This is a genomic window from Dyadobacter luticola (assembly GCF_005860805.1).
Lineage (GTDB): Bacteria > Bacteroidota > Bacteroidia > Cytophagales > Spirosomataceae > Dyadobacter > Dyadobacter luticola.
In genome coordinates, this window is the sequence record NZ_VCEJ01000004.1 from 127,737 (window position 1) to 146,272 (window position 18,536).

Genomic DNA, 18,536 nt, shown 5'->3' on the forward strand with positions numbered 1-18,536 from the left:
CGGTGCCTTTTTTGTTAGCCAATACTATTTTTTCTCAACAGCTCAGGGCGAAATCTTTTCATCAACAAACCATAAGAAACGACGCCCAGCATCAAGGAAAGTACCAACTCGGTGACGGACGAAAAGTAACCTTGTGAGGCGAAGCGAAAAAGCAAAATTACCGCGAACATTAAGACGCTGAAAATGCCGTTTTTCAGCATAATTTGAAACAGCATTACATTGGTGACCGAAATCAGCTTGCGCACAAAATAATTGTAAATAAACAGACTGATAAAACTCGTGATCACAATGCTGACCGCAATGCCGGTTAACCCAAAATAAAGTCCTGCCAGAATGCCGATTATGGTCGTGACGCGCGCTAGAATGGTGGCTTTCAGGAAAGTGCGGGTACGGGCAGTGGCCTGGTAAATGGCACCGGGAAACATGCAGATTTCGAAAAGGGAGGCGATGCCCAATATCCGAAGCACATTGACCGCGGGCAGCCATTTTTCGCCCATCACCACCGGCACCGCCAGATCGCAGACGGAAGCGAAACCGAAAATGGCCGGATAACCGATCAGCGTAGCCAGTGAGACAACTTTCAAATAGTAGTCAGCCATCGCGTCGCGGTCGGTATTGACTTTTGCGAGGGCTGCAAAAGCCACCTGCGAAATCCGGCCCTTAATGTTGGCGATAGGCCAGGTGTAAAGGCCGTACGCCAGGCTGTAAATCCCGAGGATGCCGGTACCCATAAATTTCCCGATCAGAATGTCGTCCACACGTCGGCCAAATAGCGAAATAAATTGTGAAAAGGACTGGGGGATGCCGAAGTGCAGCAGCTCACGGATTTCTTTTTTACCAAAAACAAAATGGAATTTCGGCCATGCGAGGAAGCAGAAAGATAGTGTTCTTAAAATCTGCAACAAAAGCAGCCGGACCACCAGCGCAATCCAGCCATAACCTTCATAAGCCAGATAGAGTGAAATTCCGCCGGCAATGATGATGGTGAAAAACGTGGTTGACGCGATGCGCTCGAAGGCCAGCCGTCTTTGCAGCTCGGCCAGTGGAAATGTTTCAAGGAATTGAAAAGGAATCGAAAGACTTAGTACCAGAAATATTTTTTGCAGATCGGGCTTGCCGTAAAATGCGGACAAAAAGGGCGATAAACCGCCGATGACTAGTATCATAAGAATAGCAAGAACGCCTCCGACGATAAAAACTGCCGTGTAAAATTGATCCGATATCGATGATCGCTGCGTCAATGCTGCGGTGCCTCCGAGCGACCCGAATGATTCGATCACGACTACCACCGCGAGGGCCGCGGCCAGCATGCCAAAGTCAGTCGGGTCGAGTAAGCGGCTCAGCACCAATGTGATACCAATGTTGCAAAACTGCCCGGCGAAGGAGAGGACCAAATTCCACCGGATACCGGACAGTATCGAATTTTCGAGATTACCAACCTGACTATCCGGTACGCCGCTTGTTTTCAATGTATGTTATTGGAATGTATAGGGGATTTCCGGCGAATCTGAAGGTAGCCGCCAATGATCCGGATCGTCGTACTGATAGGCTTTATCCACGATATTTAATAACGCGCCTGGCTCACTCGTATAGTTTTGGATGCCGTGCCAGATTTTCGGCGGAATGACGATCAGCATGGGTCTTAACGCACCACATCTGAATTCATTTATTTTCCCATAAGTTGGTGATCCTTCTCGGCCGTCATACAGAACAACTTTGATTGAACCCGAAGTAACAAATATTTTGTCGGTCGTAACTTCATGCGCATGCCAGGCCGAAATTCCGTTTGGGTTGAGCGATACCTGAAAAATCTGGTCTACCGACAGATCGTCCAATGCCCAGTCCATTCTGTAAATCTCGGTAAGATGACCATTATTTTTGATTACATTTTTTACTTCCTTCACCTGAACACCGTCAATAAGCGCCATGTTGATGGGGCTCCACTCGGCGGTAATACTTTTAGGGTCTTTAATGGCACCGCTGACCGTCCATTTTGATGTTTGCAACATAACGGTATAAAATATAAAGGAATTACTGGGGATTTAACCCTCTTGTTTTGCGATAGTTCCGAATAAGTCCTCCCTTACCATATCGCATTTTTGAACTAAATTCTATGGTATTCAGACCCAATTTAATGAACACTTCTTTGATTCTTTTTGTAAAAAAGCGCCAGTAATATGTTTTTTCGTCGAAGTACAGGGTTTCAAAGCATCTGTAAAGGTTCTTGGAAATCATCTGCTCCCTGAAATGCGGGTTCGTTCTTAATTGTTCAGAATAAAATGGGGCTTTATCAACGATTCGGTCTTTATAGGCATCTTTTCGGGAAACGGAAGGCAATGCAATGACCGTGAAGTGTTTCGTAGGTAATATTCTGCAACCCGATTCGTACGCACGTTTCAGCCAATTGTGAGAAGGAGCAGTATACAAATCCTTTGCCGCTCCCCAAAACCCTACCTTTTCGACCAGCTCTTTTTTGTGTAGCCAGTTAGAGGCAGAAACAAAGACCCGTGAAGGATGATAACCATGCTTTTCAGAGACCACCCCGCTCAGGAAAAATGCGTGTTTTGCTTCACCATGATCTATAAACCCACCTGCGAGGGCGATATCGGCGCCTGATGAGATTAGAAATTGTAGGGAAAATTCGAGGTGGTCGGGAAACCAGAAGTCATCGTGGTTCAGGAAAGCTATATAATCTCCCTTTGCCCTTCTCATACCCTCGTTATTGGGCTCAGACTGTTCTCCAAAATTCTCTGGTAAATTGAAAAATGTGATCCTTGGATCATTGTATGCTGCTACCACCGCTTCGGTATCATCTGTACAGCAATCGCCAATCACGAGCAATTCCCAATTGGTATAAGTTTGGTCCAACACCGACTGAATGGAATAAGGGAGAATGTTGCTTCGATTGTAGGTTGCGGTAATAACCGAAATGAGTGGCTGAGGCATGATACAAAAAGGTGCCATTCAAAACATCTTACTGTACTAGAAGCGGCTTTCGTTGATTGTGGCGCCCGGACAAACGACGGAATGGAAGTTTTGATGCAATAATTAGTAGACGAATTGTTGGGCAGGCTTATACTAGGAATACTCATCATTGACCTTCAACGTACTCCCACAATGACACATCATTCGGATCATCGTGCCTATTTCTTTAAGATTGACACGACCATTAAGAAGATTCGTAACGCGCTGCAAAAGCAATTAACCGAAGCAGGGTTTGATCTGACCGTAGATCAATGGGTGCTCATAGATCATATTTTCCGAAAGCAGGGTATCAGCCAGAACGAGTTGGCCGAAATGACGTTCAAAGATCCGCCGACCGTTACCCGCATCATCGATTTATTAGAAAAAAAGGGCCTGGTAGAGCGTGGAGCAGCAGCAGGCGACCGCCGGAAGTTTAATTTATTTCTGACCAGTAGCGGAGAAACGACCTATAAACAGGCATTTCCGATCGTGGCAGACATCCGCAGAAAAGGCTGGGGCAGCCTGAATGATTCGGACTACCAGCATTTTGTACGTATCATGGACTCTATTTATCAAAATTTTACCTGATCAAATTTTCAGGAATCAGCATAGTAAGTGGAAGACAGGCAGCATTTTAGCGCTTTCTTCCACTTTTTTATTTTGATGAAATCAGGCTTGTTAACATTTGTTATACATTACCCATTTAAACCGTCCGGCCTATTTTTACATCTAAATTTCGTTGATCAGGCAGATCAGCGTTCCCATTTTGAAACATATAACATTCATTAATGCCATGAAAAAGGTCTTTTTATTAGGTTTTGCACTTGCTGCCACTGCTTTGTCCACCGCCTTCGCCCAGGTGCAAACCGAGCAGCTGATACAGGTTCCGAAAATAGAAGTAGCGGGTTTTGCAGAAATGGAAGTTGCGCCCGACGAGATTTATTTTAGCATTTCGCTCCGGGAATATTATCAGGATGAAAAAAATCAGAAGGATAAAGTGATTATCAGCAATCTTGAAAAACAGCTGATCAAAGCGATTGCGGATGCCGGTTTACCCAAAGATGCATTGTCGGTAAGTGGCTTGGGAGGTTATCAGAATTATGTTGATAAAAAGAAAAAGCCCGCCACTTTCCTGGAAAGTAAACAATATGAGTTAAAGGTCAGCGGTGCCGACAAGCTGGATGTGATCATGTCCAAAATCGACAGCCGCGGCGTACAATTTGCCAACATTGCCCGCGTGGACCACTCCAAAAGAGAGGAATTTAAAAAGCAGGTGAAGATCGACGCATTGAAAGCAGCCAAAGACAAAGCGGCATATCTGGTGGCGTCCCTGGATCAGAAGCTCGGTAAAGTTTTGGAAATAAAAGAGTTGGATGAAAACCTGTATTTCCCGCAGCCTGTTTTTGCCAAAGCGAATATGAGAACATTCTCGCAGGCCGAATCTGCTGATGCGGTAACAGAAAGCGATGTGCAATTTCAGAAAATCAAGATCAGCTACCGGATGCAGGCAGCTTTTGAGATTAAGTAAGTAAACTTCCAGGATGATCCCGGCACAATTTTTTAAGGATTGGGCCGGGATCATTTTTCGTTTTATAAAGCGGAGGAGTTTCTATAACTTTCATATTCAACCAAGTAACTGGAAATCATGGGCATCAATTCGAAACATTTGGCCACATTTATCCTGGGCGCAGCGGCCGGAGTGGCAGCGCATAAGTATCTTCAGACAGAAGAAGGTGAGAAGCTTTTGGAGGATTTGAAATCGAAAGCAAATAACTTCAAAGCCGACGCGGAAGGAGCAATTGATAAGGCACCGGAATATTTTGATGAGCTCAAAACAAAAGGTGCCGACACATTAAAAAGCGCTTTCCCAGATGCTGAGGCATTTTTCAAAGATTTGTACGAGAAATTTGTGGGGAGCAAAGGCGAAGCAGGAACAACCACTTCAACCGACCCAATACCCGAACCGATTTCATAAACTTCCTTGTCATGCTGAGCGCAGTCGAAGCAAGTTCCGGGCTATGTCGCTCAAACTTGCTTCGACTGCGCTCAGCATGACAAGGGTAAGCTATCCCAATAACCCTTCCAGCTGTGCATATTGCACCAGCATAATCGTCTTTGCATCCTTGATTTCTCCGTTTCTTACCATTGTCACAGCATCGGCAAATGGAATCTCCATGACTTCAATGTTCTCCTGCTCGGTTTCGCAGCCGCCCCCGTCACTTACTTTCATATCTTCAGAATATTCTGCGACGAAAAAGTAAAGTATCTCCGTCACCGAGCCAGGCGACATATAGGATTCGAAAATTTTGCGGACTGATTTGATTTTGTAGCCGGTTTCTTCTTCGGTTTCTCTCTTAATGCAGTCTTCGGCGTTATCGCGGTCGAGCAATCCCGCGCAGGCTTCGATGAGCATGCCGGTGTCATTGCCATTTGTGTAAGTCGGCAGGCGAAATTGCCGGGTCAGGACAACAGTCTGTTTTTCAATGTTGTATAATAAAATCGTTGCACCATTTCCGCGATCGTAGGCTTCGCGGCTCTGGCGTTCCCAGCTGCCATCGGGGCGCTGATAATCGTAGGTATATTTTCGGAGGGTGTACCAGTTGTCGGATAAAACTTCCTCACCGACCACTTTAATGCTTTCATTTTTCATTTGACTAGTTTTGATTGTATATGATTAATATTGATCAAAAGTAATCATTTTTTCAATTTCCCAATCATTCTCTATTTATTGAGCGGTCATAAACTGATTCTATGAAACCAGCTACTTACTGGGTCGAGAAATACGGCCTGCTACCTCATCCCGAGGGCGGATACTATGCTGAAACTTACCGTGCTACGGAAAAAATCGCTCAGGAAGCGCTGCCGGCAAGATTTGGTGGAGAAAGAGCATTTTCTACCGGCATTTATTTTCTGCTGGAAACCGGTAATTTCTCTGCATTTCACCGGATCCAGTCCGATGAAATGTGGCATTTTTATGCCGGAGAAACTTTGGAAATTTTTGTGATTGATCCGGCAAGTGGTGATTTGCAGATCATTAAGCTGGGCGCAAATCCGGAAAATGACGAAACATTCCAGGCCGTGGTTCCGGCCGGAGCGTGGTTTGGATCAAGGCCAGCGGCAGGCAGCAGTTATTCATTGGTAGGCTGCACCGTCGCGCCGGGATTTGATTTTGCCGATTTTGAAATGGCCCAGAAAGGCAGTTTGACAACATTATATCCGCAGCACGCCACATTGATCGCGGAGCTTACCTACTGCTGAAAGCATGCAAATCTGCTAGTAACCCATGCTGGTATCATCGCCCCGCGGATCGGAGCCGCCTTCGAGTGAGCCGTCGGGAAGTACCAGGATACAATCCATGCGGCCGATGGTATTGCGTTGTTGTTCAAGGATATAGCCTTTTTCCTGCAACTTCTGAATGGTCCCTGCCGAGAAAGCGTTGGCTTCAAAGGTTGTTTTATCGGGCAGCCACTGGTGGTGAAATTTCAGCGCATTTACCGATTGCTGCATGGTCATACCGTGTTCCAGCACATTCAAAATCGTCTGATATACCGACGTGATAATTGTAGAGCCACCGGGTGTACCCACCACCATCAATAATTTTCCGTCTTTCTCAATGATCGTCGGCGTCATCGATGACAGCATTCTTTTCCCCGGCGCGATCGCGTTGGCTTTGTTGCCGATCAGGCCGTACATATTCGGCGCGCCTGCTTTAATGCTGAAATCGTCCATTTCATTGTTCATAAAAAACCCGCCGCCTTTGATCACCACCCGGCTGCCATAGCCACCATTCAAGGTTGTCGTGAGCGAAACCGCATTGCCATCCTTATCCACTACCGAAAAATGCGTGGTTTCCAGACTTTCATAGCCCGGAAAAACGCCGCCCTTTACATTCTTACTATCGGTCGCTTTATTCCAGTCGAAATCGGCCCAGCGGCTTCTCAAATAATCTTTACTGACCAAAGTCTCTGTCGGTATTTTAACAAAATCTGGGTCGCCGAGAAATTTTGCGCGGTCGGCATAGACGCGCCGCTCGGCTTCAATCATGACCTGGATCGTAGAGTCGCTATGCCAGCCCCACTCCCGGAGCGGGTGCGGCTCCGTGAGTCGCATGAGCTGGATCAATGCAATGCCACCACTTGAAGGCGGGGCCATTGTGATCACTTTGTGGCCCTTATAATTTTCATTGATGGTTTCACGCCACTGCGCGTGGTAATCTGCGAGGTCCTTTTTGCTGATGATTCCTTCTTTATTTTTATTAATGTCCTTCACAAGGCGTCGCGCCGTTTTTCCCGCATAAAAACCGTCCCGACCCTTTTTTTGAATGCGTTCCAAAACTTTACCGAGATCTTTCTGCACGTGCACATCGCCGGTAACCCAATCTTTTCCATCCGGTTTTAAAAAATATTTGGTGCCGGGATTAAGCGTCGTCACATCTGTTTTAACAGCATTCAATCCGCGGGCTTCTCTTTCCGTCAATGTTACTCCTTTGTTAGCCAGGTCAATAGCGGGTTGCAGCAACTGCTTCCACGGCAATTTTCCATATTTTTTGTGCGCCTCCACCATACCATCCACCGAGCCAGGAACGCCCGACGCCAAACGTCCGAGCGTGCTGGCATTGTCGATAATGTTGCCGTCTTTATCAAGATACATATCGGCGAAACCTTTGGCGGGCGCTTTTTCACGAAAATCAATGCTGGCGGTCTTGCCCGATTTGTCCCGGTACACCAAAAATCCGCCGCCACCCAGGTTACCTGCTGAGGGATGCACTACCGCCAAAGCAAACTGGATCGCTACCGCAGCATCCACCGCATTCCCGCCAGCTTTAAGAATTTCGACACCCACTTTCGAAGCTTCCGGGTGCGCGGTCGCCACCATGCCGTTTTTTGCCAGAACACCCTGCCGGTCGCTGAAAAATGGTTTTTGATTCGGATCGTCGGATTCAAACTGGTAAAAACCGGTCGATTCTTTTACGGGGTTTTGAGCGGATAAAAAGCCTGGAAATGCTGCGGCAAAAAGGATTAATGCGTAGCGGAAGGTCATACGGATGTGTTAAGTTAATGTTGTAATTTATCAAATCGGGGCGTTTTTCTTGCCTTTTGTACTAATTAATTTCGCATCAAAAAACTTTCCAGCTAACTTTTAGATTCATTGTCCCCAGGCTGCTTATGAAGTTTTTACGACAGGTTTTAGAGAGTTTCCGCTTTGCATGGCAGGCTTTGAAATCCAACATTACCCGTACCATCCTTTCCCTGCTCGGCGTAACCGTCGGCATTTTCGCCATCGTGGCCGTGTTCACGATTGTCGATTCTCTGGAGCGCAGCATCAAGGATAGCATGAGCTTCATCGGCGATAAGGTAATTTATGTACAAAAATGGCCGTGGGGCTTCGGGGGCGAATATCAGTGGTGGAAATATTTCCAGTGGCCCGAGCCGAATTACGCCGAATACAAATTTTTATACGACAATCTTGAAAAAGCCAGCGCCATAGCTGCCATGGATTTCCGCGGAAGTACCACGCTTAAAAACGGCTCAAACAGCATTAATGCCCAAATCCAGGGCGTTTCTTACGAGTATAATATGATTTCCGACATTCCGATCCAGACCGGCCGGTACTTTATTCCACTCGAATCCAACAATGCCAGAAATGTGGCCATCGTCGGGGCCGACATTGCAGAGAAGCTTTTTCCGGGCCTCGATCCGGTGGGGAAAACGTTTAAACTTTCCGGTAACAAGTTCACAATCATTGGTGTGCAAGTCAAGAAAGGGGAGAGCCTGATCGATTTTGGTGGTAGTCCGGACAAAAACTGCATCATTCCTTTCAGCTCATTTACCAAACTTTTCCAGGCGGGCAGGAGGAGGGTTACCATTGTGGTAAAAGGCTTCCCGGAAGACGAGGGCATGAAAGAAGTGGAGGCCGAAATCACCGGGCTGATGCGTACCAAAAGAGGCATTAAACCGCGGGAAGGCAGTAACTTCTCGCTCAACCGACCCGAAGCCGCCGCCGAAGCCATCGCCGGACTCTTTGCCGTGCTGACCATCGCTGGCTGGGTGATCGGCAGTTTTTCAATTTTGGTGGGCGGGTTTGGGATCGCCAATATTATGTTTGTTTCGGTGAAAGAACGAACCAATCTCATTGGAATCCAGAAATCGCTGGGCGCCAAAAATTACTCGATACTCTTCCAATTTTTGTTCGAGGCCGTCATGCTAAGTCTTGTTGGCGGGTTGGTAGGCATATTTTTAGTATACCTTTTATCATTCATATCCCTGGGTTCGCTCGAAATTTTGCTGACTCCCGGAAATATACTTTTAGGCCTGGGCGTATCCAGCGTCATCGGCGTGCTTTCGGGGATCATACCCGCGATGCTGGCCGCGAGAATGGATCCGGTAATTGCAATACGGGCAAAATAATAGGATTAATGAAACGGTTTTCCGAGTTTAGCTTATCACATAACCTTCGAACTTATTATGCGTAAATGGGTCATTTTCGCCATTTTTCTGGCAATCATTTTCGGGATCTTATACTATCTGACCTTCGGGTATTACAGTGAAGGAAAACGCGGCGGCTTTGTTACAAGGCTGAGCAACAAAGGATATCTGTTTAAAACTTATGAAGGCGAATTGCGGATGGGCGGACTTTACGAGGGGGATGGTACCATGAATTCTTCGCAGTGGGTATTTTCGGTGAGCAGTAAAAATAAGGATGGGATTGCGAAGCTGGAAGAAGCGATCAAAAACGGGCACCGCGTGTCGCTCACGTACGAAGAGAAATTTTTTACATTGCCCTGGAACGGGGATACCAAATATTTTGTGACCAATGTGGAGGTGCTGGAAGGTATCCGCAGCAATGCGCCGGTGAATGTGCCGCCTCCGCCACCTGTCGAGCCTACTACCATCGATACAACCAAAGTTCTTTAAATGAAAGCCGGACTAGCCTCCGGCTTTTTTTGCTTTATAATTTTTCGAAACCAGCCACGCAATCACCTTGTCGCGGTGGTCGCCCTGGATCTGGATTTCCCGGTCTTTCACCGTGCCTCCGCTTCCGCACAGCGCTTTCAGCTGTTTGCCCAATGCTTCGAGATCCGTGGTTTTGCCAGTATAGCCTTTGATGACGGTAATCACCTTCCCGCCGCCTTTCCGGTCGAGCCACACCCGCAAATCCTGCTGTGCTGGCGTTAATGTCTCTTCCTCATCATCAGAATCATTGAATTCAAATTCGGGATTGGTAGAATAAATGATGCCCGAGCGGTTCTTTTTTGACATAACATTAAAATTTGAATGCAGATTTTCAGATAATGACTTTGAGGCTGTGCGGCCTGATCTTTACCGTGATTTTGTTGGTATCCAGCTGCAAAGGTTCGCCATCATAATGGATCATCGGCGGTGTTTCGGTTTCTACAAATGCTTCTTTCACAGTTTGATAACTGATAAATTGCGATGCTTTCATCTGACGGGTAAAAAGCTGGTATGCCAGCGAAGTCCCGTACCATTTTGGAAAAGGGCTGATGGTGACTACATCCAGAAAACCATCCTGCAAACTAGCCGCAGGCGCAATCCAGGCATTGTTCCCAAACTGCCCGGCATTGGCAAACGAAAGTGAAAATGCATTGATATCCGATCCGTTGAGTCGGAAACTTTGCGGCTTATAACTCCAATACGATTTGAAAGAAACATTCACATAAGTAGCCAGTCCGCGCTCACTTTGCTGGCTGAACAAATGCCCGACGTACGCATCGAACCCCATCCCGGCGGTGCAGAAAAACGGTATATCATTCAATTGCGCGCTGTCGATGGTGGTGACTGTACCCTCAAATAACCTTTTCAATGCAGCTGGTAATGTAAGCGGAAGGCCCAGATGCCGCGCCAGGCCATTTCCAGAGCCCATCGGCAAAATCCCGATGGGCGTATCCAGCCCGACGAGCGGCTGCGCGATTTCGTTCACAGTCCCGTCGCCGCCTACCGCCACAATTGCCTTCCACTCTTCAATTTTCAGGTTTTCGGCTACCAATGTTGTAGCGTGCGCCCTTTCTTCAGTGAAAATGATTTTGGCCTGATGTCCCGATTGTCTCGCAACCGTTTCTATCGTACTCTTCACAAATCCCGGCTTTTTCCCGATTGACGTTCCTGAATTGGGATTTAGTATAAATAAGTAGTTGCTCACTGGATCAGGCAAAAAAGAGGAAGAGGATAAACAGAAATACGAGAATGAACAAATAGTACAGGCCGTCTATGAACGGATATTTTTGCCTGTCCATCTTCTTGAAAAGATTATCAAATCTGCCCATGCTGCGTTTAAATGGTATTTCTGTGATGGTAAATCCTTGTTCAGCAGATTCTTTCACTATATTTAGCTATCGGCCAAAACTTTTACAAAAATCCACAAAAAATATGAAAAACTGGCTTTTTGCCGCATTACTACTGTCGGTGGCTACCCTGGCCAGCGCACAATCCGCCAGAGACAAGGAGCAGATCATGGCGCGGCTAAACACGCAGGTGGCAGACTGGAACAAAGGCAACATTCCGGCATTTATGAAGGCTTACTGGGAGTCGGATTCTTTGATGTTTGTTGGAAAAACCGGCATTACCTATGGTTACAAGGCCACTTATCAGGGTTATCTGAAACGTTATCCCGATCTGGCGGCGATGGGGAAACTGAAATTCACCTATCTCAACTTTTCATTCCCCGGTCCGGGGGTCGCATTCGTAGTAGGAAAATTTCATTTGACGCGACCGAAAAAAGGTGATCTGGAAGGACATTACACTTTGTTGTGGAAAAAAATAAAAGGAAAATGGCTGATCGTTTGCGACCACACCAGCGGATAAATGACAAGAGCCGGGTTCATCGCCCGGCTCTTGTCTTATAATATGTCAATTTGAATTAAATTCTTTTAAATACCAGCAGCGCATTGACCGGCGGCTTGGTGGCGTCGGTGTTTGTATTAACTATGATTGTCAGGTTCGTAGCAGTTTGCGTGAATTTGAATTGCTGGGCGGATGAGCTATTCGACAATGTTAGCTTATCACCGTCAACCTTCCACTTTGAGTCGTTGCCAACGGGGACATAAGGACCAATGGCAGAAACCGCTTCTGGACAGTCGGCGGTTGCAATTGTGTTATCAGCCTTAAAAGTCAATTTCAAGTTCATAAGGCAGGGAGCAAATGTCGTAACAAGGCTCAATGCAGGAATGGTGGTGCCAGCGGTTTCGGGCGTGATGGCAGTAACCTGCCAGGTACCGACGATCGGGTTTGTGTCTACTACCGGATCTGGTTCGTCTTTGTCATCTTTACAGGCCACGATCACGATAGCCATGAACAAAAATGCGAGGAAGGTAGTCTTGCTTAGGGTTTGAGTAAATCTCATAATAAGTTGTGGTAGTTTAATCATTTGTTTACGTTACACTTAACGTCTAAACATAGTTTAAAAATGTTTTTACCTAAAAAATTTACGATTTGTTCATAAAAATTTGGCTCTTGAAAAACTTGTCTATCAAATCGTTGGCTGCCTGAGGTGGCAGGAGTTTCTCTTCCCTTACCGCATTTTCCATTGCGGGCAACATCGCTTTCACCTCCGCATTTTCGTAGAACAGATCAGCCAATGTTTGCCGGATATAATCGTGCATCCAGTCGGCATTTTGTAACTGTCTGTTTTTCAGGAAAAAACCGTTCAATTTTGTGATTTTCTGGTACTCGCCGATCATTTCCCAGATCGTATCCATGCCTTTTCCGTATAAACCTGAGCAGGCGATCACCTTTGCCTGAAAACCCGACTCAGCAGCAGGAAAGAGGTGCAAAGCATTCTGATATTCGGATACAGCCTGGTTTGCCGTTTTTTCATTTTCACCATCCGCCTTGTTGACCGCGATGGCGTCCACCATTTCCATAATGCCCTTTTTGATTCCCTGCAATTCATCACCCGCGCCAGCCAGCATTAAAAGCAGGAAAAAATCCGTCATGCCTTTCACCAAGGTTTCGGATTGACCCACGCCGACGGTTTCCACCAGAATCACTTCATAACCAGCGGCCTCGCAAAGCAACATGGCCTCCCGCGTACTCCGTGCCACGCCGCCCAGCGACAAGCCGGTAGCCGACGGCCTGATAAATGCGCGAACATTGTGCGAAAGTTTTTCCATGCGCGTCTTGTCGCCCAGGATCGCCCCGCCGGATTTTTTACTAGAAGGGTCGATTGCCAAAACAGCTACCCGCATTCCCTGCAAAGTCAGGTATTCACCAAATGCTTCAATAAAAGTACTTTTTCCAACCCCGGGTATGCCGGTGATCCCGATGCGTACCGATTTGCCGGTTTTCGGAAGGATTCGGGTCAGAATTTCAGCGGCGAGTTTTTTGTCTTCGGGCAGGCGGCTCTCGGTGACGGTGATTGCGCGGCCCAGCATGATCCTGTCCCCGGCCAGAATGCCCTGCACATAAGAATCGGCTGAAAAACGCTTGCGCATGATTGTTTTGAGAAAATAGGAAAGGGGCAAATGAAGCCTGTTTCGGCCTCCAAAAGTTAAACTTTTTATTCTTAAAAAGGCGAAAAAGCGTATCTTGCTCGTTTAGAATCCTATATTTTCCATTTTTAATGAATAGAATGAAAATTTCAATATTTCGCTTGGGAATGCTGGTAATCGGCTCTCTGGGCTCGTTTTTCAGCATTGCACAGGAGGCCGGGAAGGGGGCTTACGACGCACACATTCTTTTCCACCCGCTGTTTAATTTTCAACCAGGAAGTGAGTATCGTACAGGAAGCGGCGCGCCAGGACCAAAATATTGGCAGAACCGCGCCGACTATAAGGTGAATGTGGAGCTGGACGAAGAGAAAGGTACGGTTGGCGGCGATGTGGAAATTACCTATAAAAACAACAGTCCCGAAACGCTGGAATTTATCTGGCTGCAACTCGACCAGAATGCATTTAATGATCAGTCGAGAGGCGGAAAGACCACACCGGTAAGTGGCGGACGTTTTGGAAATACCGGTTTTAACGGCGGCGATTCGATCAGGTCCGTGAGCATTCAGCAGGGCAAAGACAAATTTGTTGACGCTACTTATAAGATCACCGATACCCGCATGCAGATCCGCCTGGCTACGCCGGTGAAAGGAAATGGTGATATCATTAAAATCAAAATTGCTTATTCTTTCAAAATTCCTGAGTATGGTTCCGACCGGATGGGAACATTGGAGACGAAAAACGGGATCGTATACGAAATGGCGCAGTGGTATCCGCGGGTAAATGTTTTTGATGACATTGAAGGCTGGAATTTACTGCCTTACCTCGGTGCAGGAGAGTTTTACCTGGAATATGGGGACTTCGAATACAATGTTACTGTGCCCTGGGACCACATTGTGGTGGGATCGGGTGAGTTGCTGAACCCTGCCGAGGTATTGACTGCCGAGCAGCGTAAGAGACTGGCAGATGCCGCGAAAAGTGACGCGACCGTCATGATCCGTACCGCCGAGGAAGTTACCAATCCTCAGTCCCGCCCCAAACAGTCGGGCAAACTGACCTGGCGTTTCCGTATTACCCAAGCCCGCGACATCGCCTGGGCTACTTCCAAAGCATTTGTGTGGGACGCGGCGCGTATGAATTTGCCAAAAGGAAAAACCGCACTCGCACAGTCGGTATATCCCGCAGAAGATGGCGGACTGGATGGCTGGGGCCGCTCGACGGAATATGTGAAGGGCAGCATCGAGTTTTATTCGGGATATGTGCATGAATTCACGTACCCGGTTGCCACCAATGTAGCTGGTATTGTGGGTGGTATGGAATATCCGGGTATCATTTTTTGCAGCAGCAAAAGCCGTAAAGACGAGCTTTGGGAAGTGACTGACCATGAATTTGGTCACAACTGGTTCCCGATGATCGTAGGTAACAATGAGCGTAAATATGCCTGGATGGATGAAGGTTTTAATACTTTTATCAATTTCCTTTCCACTAATAATTTCAATAACGGGGAGTTCAAAACGACCCACATGAATGATTTGCAGCGGCTTGCCCCGATGATCTTCCGCCCGAAAGCAGATCCGATCATTACCATTCCCGATGTAATTCAACCAAATAACCTGGGTTGGGAAGCATATCTGAAACCAGCGCTGGGCTTGAAAATGCTGCGCGAGCAGGTGGTAGGCAAAGAACGTTTTGACTACGCATTTAAAATGTACGTGCAGCGCTGGGCATTCAAGCATCCGACGCCTTATGATTTCTTCCGGACGATGGAAGATGCTGCGGGCGAAGACCTGGGCTGGTTCTGGAAAGGCTGGTTTTTCGAAAACTACAAACTCGACCAGAGCGTGAAAGACGTAAGCTATGTAGAGCAAAACCCGCAAAAAGGTTCTTTTATAACAATCGAAAACCTGGATCAGTGGGCAATGCCTGCCAAAGTGGATATTGAAGAAATCAGCGGTAAAAAGACCCGCATCGAACTGCCGGTAGAGATCTGGCAACGAGGCGGTTCCTGGACATTCAAAGCCGCTACGCAGCAGCCGATCCGCTCGGTGACCATCGATCCTGAGCACAGCCTTCCGGATATGAATCCTGAAAACAATGTCTGGAGACCAGCGATGTTTTCGGAGCCAGAGGTAAACTAGTCAGCGCCAGCACGACATAAAAAAGGGAAGCAACTTTTACAGCTGCTTCCCTTTTTTTATGTCAAAAATACTTTTTATCAAACAGTTACCAACATTGCGCCGTAAGAATAGCCTCCGCCAAATACGGTAATTACAATGTTATCTCCTTTTTTAAACTTGTCTTTGTTTTCCGATAATGCAATCGCACAGCCCGCGCAGCCTGTATTTCCCAGGTATTGAATGTTGGAAATCAGCTTTTCCGGCGGGATACCCAATGTGTTGATGACATTGAGGCTGATCCGGTGGTTCGCCTGGTGCGGGATCAGATAATCCAGATCGTTGATCGTCAGTCCGCATTCCTGCAAAACCTGCTGGCTCACTTTCGGCATATACACGCAGGCATTCTGGAAAACATCGCGGCCGTAAGGCATCACGACGCCACGGTGATTCGGACGCAAAACCACTGCTTCGATGGCTTTTCCGCTGGTAGCAGCGCCGCCGGTGATCAGTTTTTTGATCTCCATATCCGAGTCGGTCTGGCGCTCTTTGGAAATGAGCATCGCCGAAGCCCCATCGCCCCAGAGGTGACCGGAAACCGTATCCATTTCATTGTAATAAGCCGTGTTATGGTCAGAAACCACTACCAACGCTTTGGACGCTTTGCCCATCGCGAAGTAACCTTCCACAATTTCGATCGCATTCAATAAAGAAGAGCAGGCGGATGAAATGCTGACGACCGGAATATCGGGGATTTGCAGCTGATGCTGGACGGCGTGGGCCAGCGTAACAATGGTATCGTAAGGCGTGTAAGTTGCCCCAATGATCAGATCAATCTCGTTTTTGCTGTAGGGAATGTTTTCAAGTAAGGATTCCACCGACTTCATCGCCATAGTGGAAGTATTTTCGTCGGGAGAGGCCTTACGTCTTTCTGAGATTCCGGTGCGCTCTACAATCCACTCGTTCGAAAGATTGTTGATGTTTGTAAAATATTCATTACCAATAACTTCGGTTGGCAAGTAATGACTAACTGTATTAATATACATGATTGAGAAGTTGACTCCGCAAACTACGATTCTATTTGATTTCGAAAGTTAAATATTTCATAGAAATCGTAGTACTTAATATTTGAACAATTCAATAATAAATTTATAAAATGATACCTAAAATGCTGTTTCTATGAATCTTGGGGCTATTTAGGGCAATGTCTTGTAAAATGACAAAAGCTTCTGCTCCTCGCCCGCCCAATTATACATTGCTTCGACGGATTTCCTGCCGTTTTTACCCATTTTCAAACAATCGGATGGATGCTCGATAAGCCAGCGAAGCTTTTCATACAGATTGTCAGCACTATATGGAGAGATACAAAAGCCGCATTCCGAATGTTCCATAACCTGCCGGTAAAGCGGAAAATCCGAGGTGATCACGGGCAGCCCAAGGGCCATATATTCGAACATTTTGGTGGTATAAGATTCCGGGTAATCAGCCACAGGTTTCAGCAAAGCAATTCCTGCAATGCATTTTCGGGCAAAGCGCAATGCGGTTTTCTGGTCCTGGTATCCGTAGAATGTCAGGTTCCCGCCAAACTCTTTATAGCCCGGAAACGTATCAAGCTTCCGATCGCCCAGGCGCACCGGCCCGAAAAAATGTACGTGAAAATCAGGGTAATGTTGATTCAAATGTTGGAAGGCCAGCATGAGCGTATCAAAGCATCGTTCCACAGAAATGACGCCGGCGTAAAAGAATTGGTGTTTTGCCAAAATCGGCGATGGGTTTTCGGGTATGCTGTCAATCTGTGGCAGGGATACAAAATTTTGCACGACTGCATGATGTTTAGCCAGCCGCTTGTATTCTTCCAGATAACTGGTTTCTGTAAAAATCAAATGAAAATCTCTCCGCGCGGCGCGATCAAAAAAACGGAAAAGCTTTCTGAAAACCGGATTGTTGTTGTACTGCTTGATGCTGAATTTCTTGTATAAATTTTCCTGCACTTCATAAATCACTTTTGCGCCGAGCCAGTGGAAAATAAATGCTGCCGGAAGCAGTTCAGGAACAAAAATGTGGACAAGATCCGGTTTAAGACGCAAACATTTCCAGAGCATGACCGGATGTGAAAGCAGCAGCCGGAAGATCAGCTTTTCAAAAAAAGGCAACGAAATGCAGGTAAATCCGTCAGAATGCCTGCCGGTTCCTGCGCCAGGCCGCATGAAGAATACTTCATAATGTGCTGCCAGCGATGGTGCTATTTTGTAAAAAATGCGGGAATCCGTCGCGGGATGGACGGTACTGACCAGCAAAACGCGCTGTCTCATTTCCCGGCCACAATCGCAATGCCCGACGAAGTGCCAAGCCGGTCCGCACCTGCTTCAATCAGCGCTACCGCCTGGTCATAAGTTTCAATGTTACCGGCGGCCTTGATCTTGATATTGGCCGGAATCAGCGCGCGCAGCTTTTTAATGTTTTCGGGGTCTGGCGCGGCATTTAATCCGGTGGATGGTTTTACAAAATCCGCCTTGGCTTCCATGCAAATTTCTGAAACCGTGTACAAATCAAATGTATCCAGGTAATCGGTTTCCAGAATGATCGTCAGCAAAGCGTTCTTTGCATGCACCATTTCCGAAATCTGCTGCAACTCTTCCCGCACGCTCAGGTAAGCCATCGATTTGAACTGCGAAAAATTCATCACTACTTCCAGCTCGGTAGCACCGGATTTCAAAGCCTGGGCAGCTTCCGCCACTTTGGCCGTCGTCGTAGAAAAGCCGAAAGGATAGCCGATCACCGTCACAATTTCAATCCTAATCGGGCAGAATTCCAGCATTTCGACGGCATAAGGCACATAAGTCGGCGCGACGCAAATGCCTTTGAACTTTTGGAGCCACGCTTCTTCACAAAGTTTACGGATATCCGTTTCGCTCGCGGCGGGACTGAGCTGCGTATGGTCGATGTAACTGGAAATGTCGGTCATTCCTGGGAAGGTTGCGGGCTTAAACCAAAAACCCCGTCGCAGGGACAGGGTT

Annotated in this window: 20 protein-coding genes; 8 read left to right on the forward strand and 12 right to left on the reverse strand. The window is 47.0% G+C overall.

Translation table 11 applies throughout. The features are described 5' to 3' along the window. Nucleotides 1-14: 14 nt before the first annotated feature. The 3 genes from FEN17_RS11170 to FEN17_RS11180 are packed head-to-tail and all read right to left on the reverse strand — an operon-like array spanning nt 15 to nt 2,946. A complete protein-coding gene (locus FEN17_RS11170; protein WP_138365449.1) occupies nt 15-1,469 on the reverse strand; it encodes a lipopolysaccharide biosynthesis protein in 1,455 nt (484 codons plus the stop codon). 6 nt (nt 1,470-1,475) lie between these two features. Beyond that, the gene (locus tag FEN17_RS11175) at nt 1,476-2,009 is read right to left on the reverse strand and encodes a cupin domain-containing protein (protein WP_138365450.1); all 534 of its coding nucleotides are present in this window, start codon (nt 2,007-2,009) and stop codon (nt 1,476-1,478) included. A 22-nt stretch (nt 2,010-2,031) separates the two neighbouring features. Further along, nucleotides 2,032-2,946, reverse strand: coding sequence for a glycosyltransferase family 2 protein (locus tag FEN17_RS11180; RefSeq protein ID WP_138365451.1), 915 nt, complete (start codon nt 2,944-2,946; stop codon nt 2,032-2,034). A gap of 171 nt (nt 2,947-3,117) precedes the next feature. Between FEN17_RS11180 and FEN17_RS11185 the strand changes: the two genes are divergently transcribed. The 3 genes from FEN17_RS11185 to FEN17_RS11195 all read left to right on the forward strand — a co-directional run bounded on the left by FEN17_RS11185 (nt 3,118) and on the right by FEN17_RS11195 (nt 4,939). Then, nucleotides 3,118-3,552, forward strand: coding sequence for a MarR family winged helix-turn-helix transcriptional regulator (locus FEN17_RS11185; protein WP_138365452.1), 435 nt, complete (start codon nt 3,118-3,120; stop codon nt 3,550-3,552). Between the two features lie 205 nt (nt 3,553-3,757). Further along, nucleotides 3,758-4,492 (forward strand): SIMPL domain-containing protein, encoded by a 735-nt coding sequence (locus FEN17_RS11190; RefSeq protein WP_138365453.1) that lies wholly within the window; start codon nt 3,758-3,760, stop codon nt 4,490-4,492. A 117-nt stretch (nt 4,493-4,609) separates the two neighbouring features. Next, nucleotides 4,610-4,939: a YtxH domain-containing protein gene (locus FEN17_RS11195; protein WP_138365454.1), complete on the forward strand. Its 330-nt coding sequence runs from the start codon at nt 4,610-4,612 to the stop codon at nt 4,937-4,939. Nucleotides 4,940-5,029: 90 nt separating this feature from the next. Here the strand turns inward: FEN17_RS11195 and nudK are convergent, their stop codons facing one another. After that, entirely contained in the window at nt 5,030-5,614 is a 585-nt protein-coding gene (gene nudK, locus FEN17_RS11200) for a GDP-mannose pyrophosphatase NudK (RefSeq protein WP_138365455.1), read from the reverse strand. A gap of 101 nt (nt 5,615-5,715) precedes the next feature. On the opposite strand from nudK, the gene FEN17_RS11205 reads away from it, so the two are divergent. Continuing rightward, the gene (locus FEN17_RS11205; RefSeq protein ID WP_138365456.1) at nt 5,716-6,222 is read left to right on the forward strand and encodes a cupin domain-containing protein; all 507 of its coding nucleotides are present in this window, start codon (nt 5,716-5,718) and stop codon (nt 6,220-6,222) included. Between the two features lie 15 nt (nt 6,223-6,237). On the opposite strand, the gene ggt is transcribed toward FEN17_RS11205, so the two are convergent. Then, entirely contained in the window at nt 6,238-8,004 is a 1,767-nt protein-coding gene (gene ggt, locus FEN17_RS11210; protein WP_138365457.1) for a gamma-glutamyltransferase, read from the reverse strand. 125 nt (nt 8,005-8,129) lie between these two features. On the opposite strand from ggt, the gene FEN17_RS11215 reads away from it, so the two are divergent. Next, nucleotides 8,130-9,371 carry an ABC transporter permease gene (locus FEN17_RS11215; protein WP_138365458.1) on the forward strand — a complete coding sequence of 414 codons (1,242 nt, stop codon included), beginning with the start codon at nt 8,130-8,132 and terminating at the stop codon, nt 9,369-9,371. 57 nt (nt 9,372-9,428) lie between these two features. Beyond that, nucleotides 9,429-9,878 carry a DUF8785 domain-containing protein gene (locus FEN17_RS11220; protein WP_138365459.1) on the forward strand — a complete coding sequence of 150 codons (450 nt, stop codon included), beginning with the start codon at nt 9,429-9,431 and terminating at the stop codon, nt 9,876-9,878. A gap of 12 nt (nt 9,879-9,890) precedes the next feature. Here FEN17_RS11220 and FEN17_RS11225 read toward each other — a convergent pair whose 3' ends face one another. Then, nucleotides 9,891-10,223, reverse strand: coding sequence for a translation initiation factor (locus tag FEN17_RS11225; RefSeq protein ID WP_138365460.1), 333 nt, complete (start codon nt 10,221-10,223; stop codon nt 9,891-9,893). Between the two features lie 25 nt (nt 10,224-10,248). Continuing rightward, nucleotides 10,249-11,121 carry a diacylglycerol/lipid kinase family protein gene (locus FEN17_RS11230; RefSeq protein WP_262711556.1) on the reverse strand — a complete coding sequence of 291 codons (873 nt, stop codon included), beginning with the start codon at nt 11,119-11,121 and terminating at the stop codon, nt 10,249-10,251. Between the two features lie 227 nt (nt 11,122-11,348). Here FEN17_RS11230 and FEN17_RS11235 point away from each other — a divergent pair, with 227 nt between their 5' ends. Then, the gene (locus FEN17_RS11235) at nt 11,349-11,783 is read left to right on the forward strand and encodes a YybH family protein (RefSeq protein ID WP_138365462.1); all 435 of its coding nucleotides are present in this window, start codon (nt 11,349-11,351) and stop codon (nt 11,781-11,783) included. Nucleotides 11,784-11,838: 55 nt separating this feature from the next. Here the strand turns inward: FEN17_RS11235 and FEN17_RS11240 are convergent, their stop codons facing one another. Together FEN17_RS11240 and meaB are read right to left on the reverse strand one after the other, a co-directional pair. Beyond that, the gene (locus FEN17_RS11240) at nt 11,839-12,321 is read right to left on the reverse strand and encodes a lipocalin-like domain-containing protein (protein ID WP_171037905.1); all 483 of its coding nucleotides are present in this window, start codon (nt 12,319-12,321) and stop codon (nt 11,839-11,841) included. A gap of 82 nt (nt 12,322-12,403) precedes the next feature. Continuing rightward, complete coding sequence (gene meaB, locus FEN17_RS11245; RefSeq protein WP_138365464.1) at nt 12,404-13,411, reverse strand: methylmalonyl Co-A mutase-associated GTPase MeaB; 1,008 nt, start codon at nt 13,409-13,411, stop codon at nt 12,404-12,406. Nucleotides 13,412-13,548: 137 nt separating this feature from the next. Between meaB and FEN17_RS11250 the strand changes: the two genes are divergently transcribed. Continuing rightward, nucleotides 13,549-15,543, forward strand: coding sequence for a M1 family metallopeptidase (locus FEN17_RS11250; protein WP_138365465.1), 1,995 nt, complete (start codon nt 13,549-13,551; stop codon nt 15,541-15,543). Between the two features lie 77 nt (nt 15,544-15,620). Here the strand turns inward: FEN17_RS11250 and FEN17_RS11255 are convergent, their stop codons facing one another. The 3 genes from FEN17_RS11255 to deoC form a co-directional block, all read right to left on the reverse strand. Next, nucleotides 15,621-16,565: a 3-oxoacyl-ACP synthase III family protein gene (locus FEN17_RS11255; protein WP_138365466.1), complete on the reverse strand. Its 945-nt coding sequence runs from the start codon at nt 16,563-16,565 to the stop codon at nt 15,621-15,623. 150 nt (nt 16,566-16,715) lie between these two features. After that, nucleotides 16,716-17,831: a glycosyltransferase gene (locus FEN17_RS11260; RefSeq protein ID WP_138365467.1), complete on the reverse strand. Its 1,116-nt coding sequence runs from the start codon at nt 17,829-17,831 to the stop codon at nt 16,716-16,718. Next, the gene (gene deoC / locus FEN17_RS11265; RefSeq protein ID WP_138365468.1) at nt 17,828-18,484 is read right to left on the reverse strand and encodes a deoxyribose-phosphate aldolase; all 657 of its coding nucleotides are present in this window, start codon (nt 18,482-18,484) and stop codon (nt 17,828-17,830) included. The genes FEN17_RS11260 and deoC overlap by 4 nt, the downstream gene beginning before the upstream one ends. Between the last annotated feature and the right edge of the window lie 52 nt (nt 18,485-18,536).

Excerpts from the sequence above, each read along its gene's own strand:
- FEN17_RS11220 (WP_138365459.1), top strand. The coding sequence starts at position 9,429 with ATGCGTAAATGGGTCATTTTCGCCATTTTTCTGGCAATCATTTTCGGG.
- FEN17_RS11225 (WP_138365460.1), bottom strand. The coding sequence starts at position 10,223 with ATGTCAAAAAAGAACCGCTCGGGCATCATTTATTCTACCAATCCCGAA.
- nudK (WP_138365455.1), bottom strand. The coding sequence starts at position 5,614 with ATGAAAAATGAAAGCATTAAAGTGGTCGGTGAGGAAGTTTTATCCGAC.
- FEN17_RS11195 (WP_138365454.1), top strand. The coding sequence starts at position 4,610 with ATGGGCATCAATTCGAAACATTTGGCCACATTTATCCTGGGCGCAGCG.
- FEN17_RS11175 (WP_138365450.1), bottom strand. The coding sequence starts at position 2,009 with ATGTTGCAAACATCAAAATGGACGGTCAGCGGTGCCATTAAAGACCCT.
- FEN17_RS11180 (WP_138365451.1), bottom strand. The coding sequence starts at position 2,946 with ATGCCTCAGCCACTCATTTCGGTTATTACCGCAACCTACAATCGAAGC.
- FEN17_RS11250 (WP_138365465.1), top strand. The coding sequence starts at position 13,549 with ATGAAAATTTCAATATTTCGCTTGGGAATGCTGGTAATCGGCTCTCTG.
- deoC (WP_138365468.1), bottom strand. The coding sequence starts at position 18,484 with ATGACCGACATTTCCAGTTACATCGACCATACGCAGCTCAGTCCCGCC.
- FEN17_RS11255 (WP_138365466.1), bottom strand. The coding sequence starts at position 16,565 with ATGTATATTAATACAGTTAGTCATTACTTGCCAACCGAAGTTATTGGT.
- FEN17_RS11240 (WP_171037905.1), bottom strand. The coding sequence starts at position 12,321 with ATGAGATTTACTCAAACCCTAAGCAAGACTACCTTCCTCGCATTTTTG.
- FEN17_RS11260 (WP_138365467.1), bottom strand. The coding sequence starts at position 17,831 with ATGAGACAGCGCGTTTTGCTGGTCAGTACCGTCCATCCCGCGACGGAT.
- FEN17_RS11190 (WP_138365453.1), top strand. The coding sequence starts at position 3,758 with ATGAAAAAGGTCTTTTTATTAGGTTTTGCACTTGCTGCCACTGCTTTG.
- FEN17_RS11185 (WP_138365452.1), top strand. The coding sequence starts at position 3,118 with ATGACACATCATTCGGATCATCGTGCCTATTTCTTTAAGATTGACACG.
- FEN17_RS11235 (WP_138365462.1), top strand. The coding sequence starts at position 11,349 with ATGAAAAACTGGCTTTTTGCCGCATTACTACTGTCGGTGGCTACCCTG.
- ggt (WP_138365457.1), bottom strand. The coding sequence starts at position 8,004 with ATGACCTTCCGCTACGCATTAATCCTTTTTGCCGCAGCATTTCCAGGC.
- FEN17_RS11205 (WP_138365456.1), top strand. The coding sequence starts at position 5,716 with ATGAAACCAGCTACTTACTGGGTCGAGAAATACGGCCTGCTACCTCAT.
- meaB (WP_138365464.1), bottom strand. The coding sequence starts at position 13,411 with ATGCGCAAGCGTTTTTCAGCCGATTCTTATGTGCAGGGCATTCTGGCC.
- FEN17_RS11215 (WP_138365458.1), top strand. The coding sequence starts at position 8,130 with ATGAAGTTTTTACGACAGGTTTTAGAGAGTTTCCGCTTTGCATGGCAG.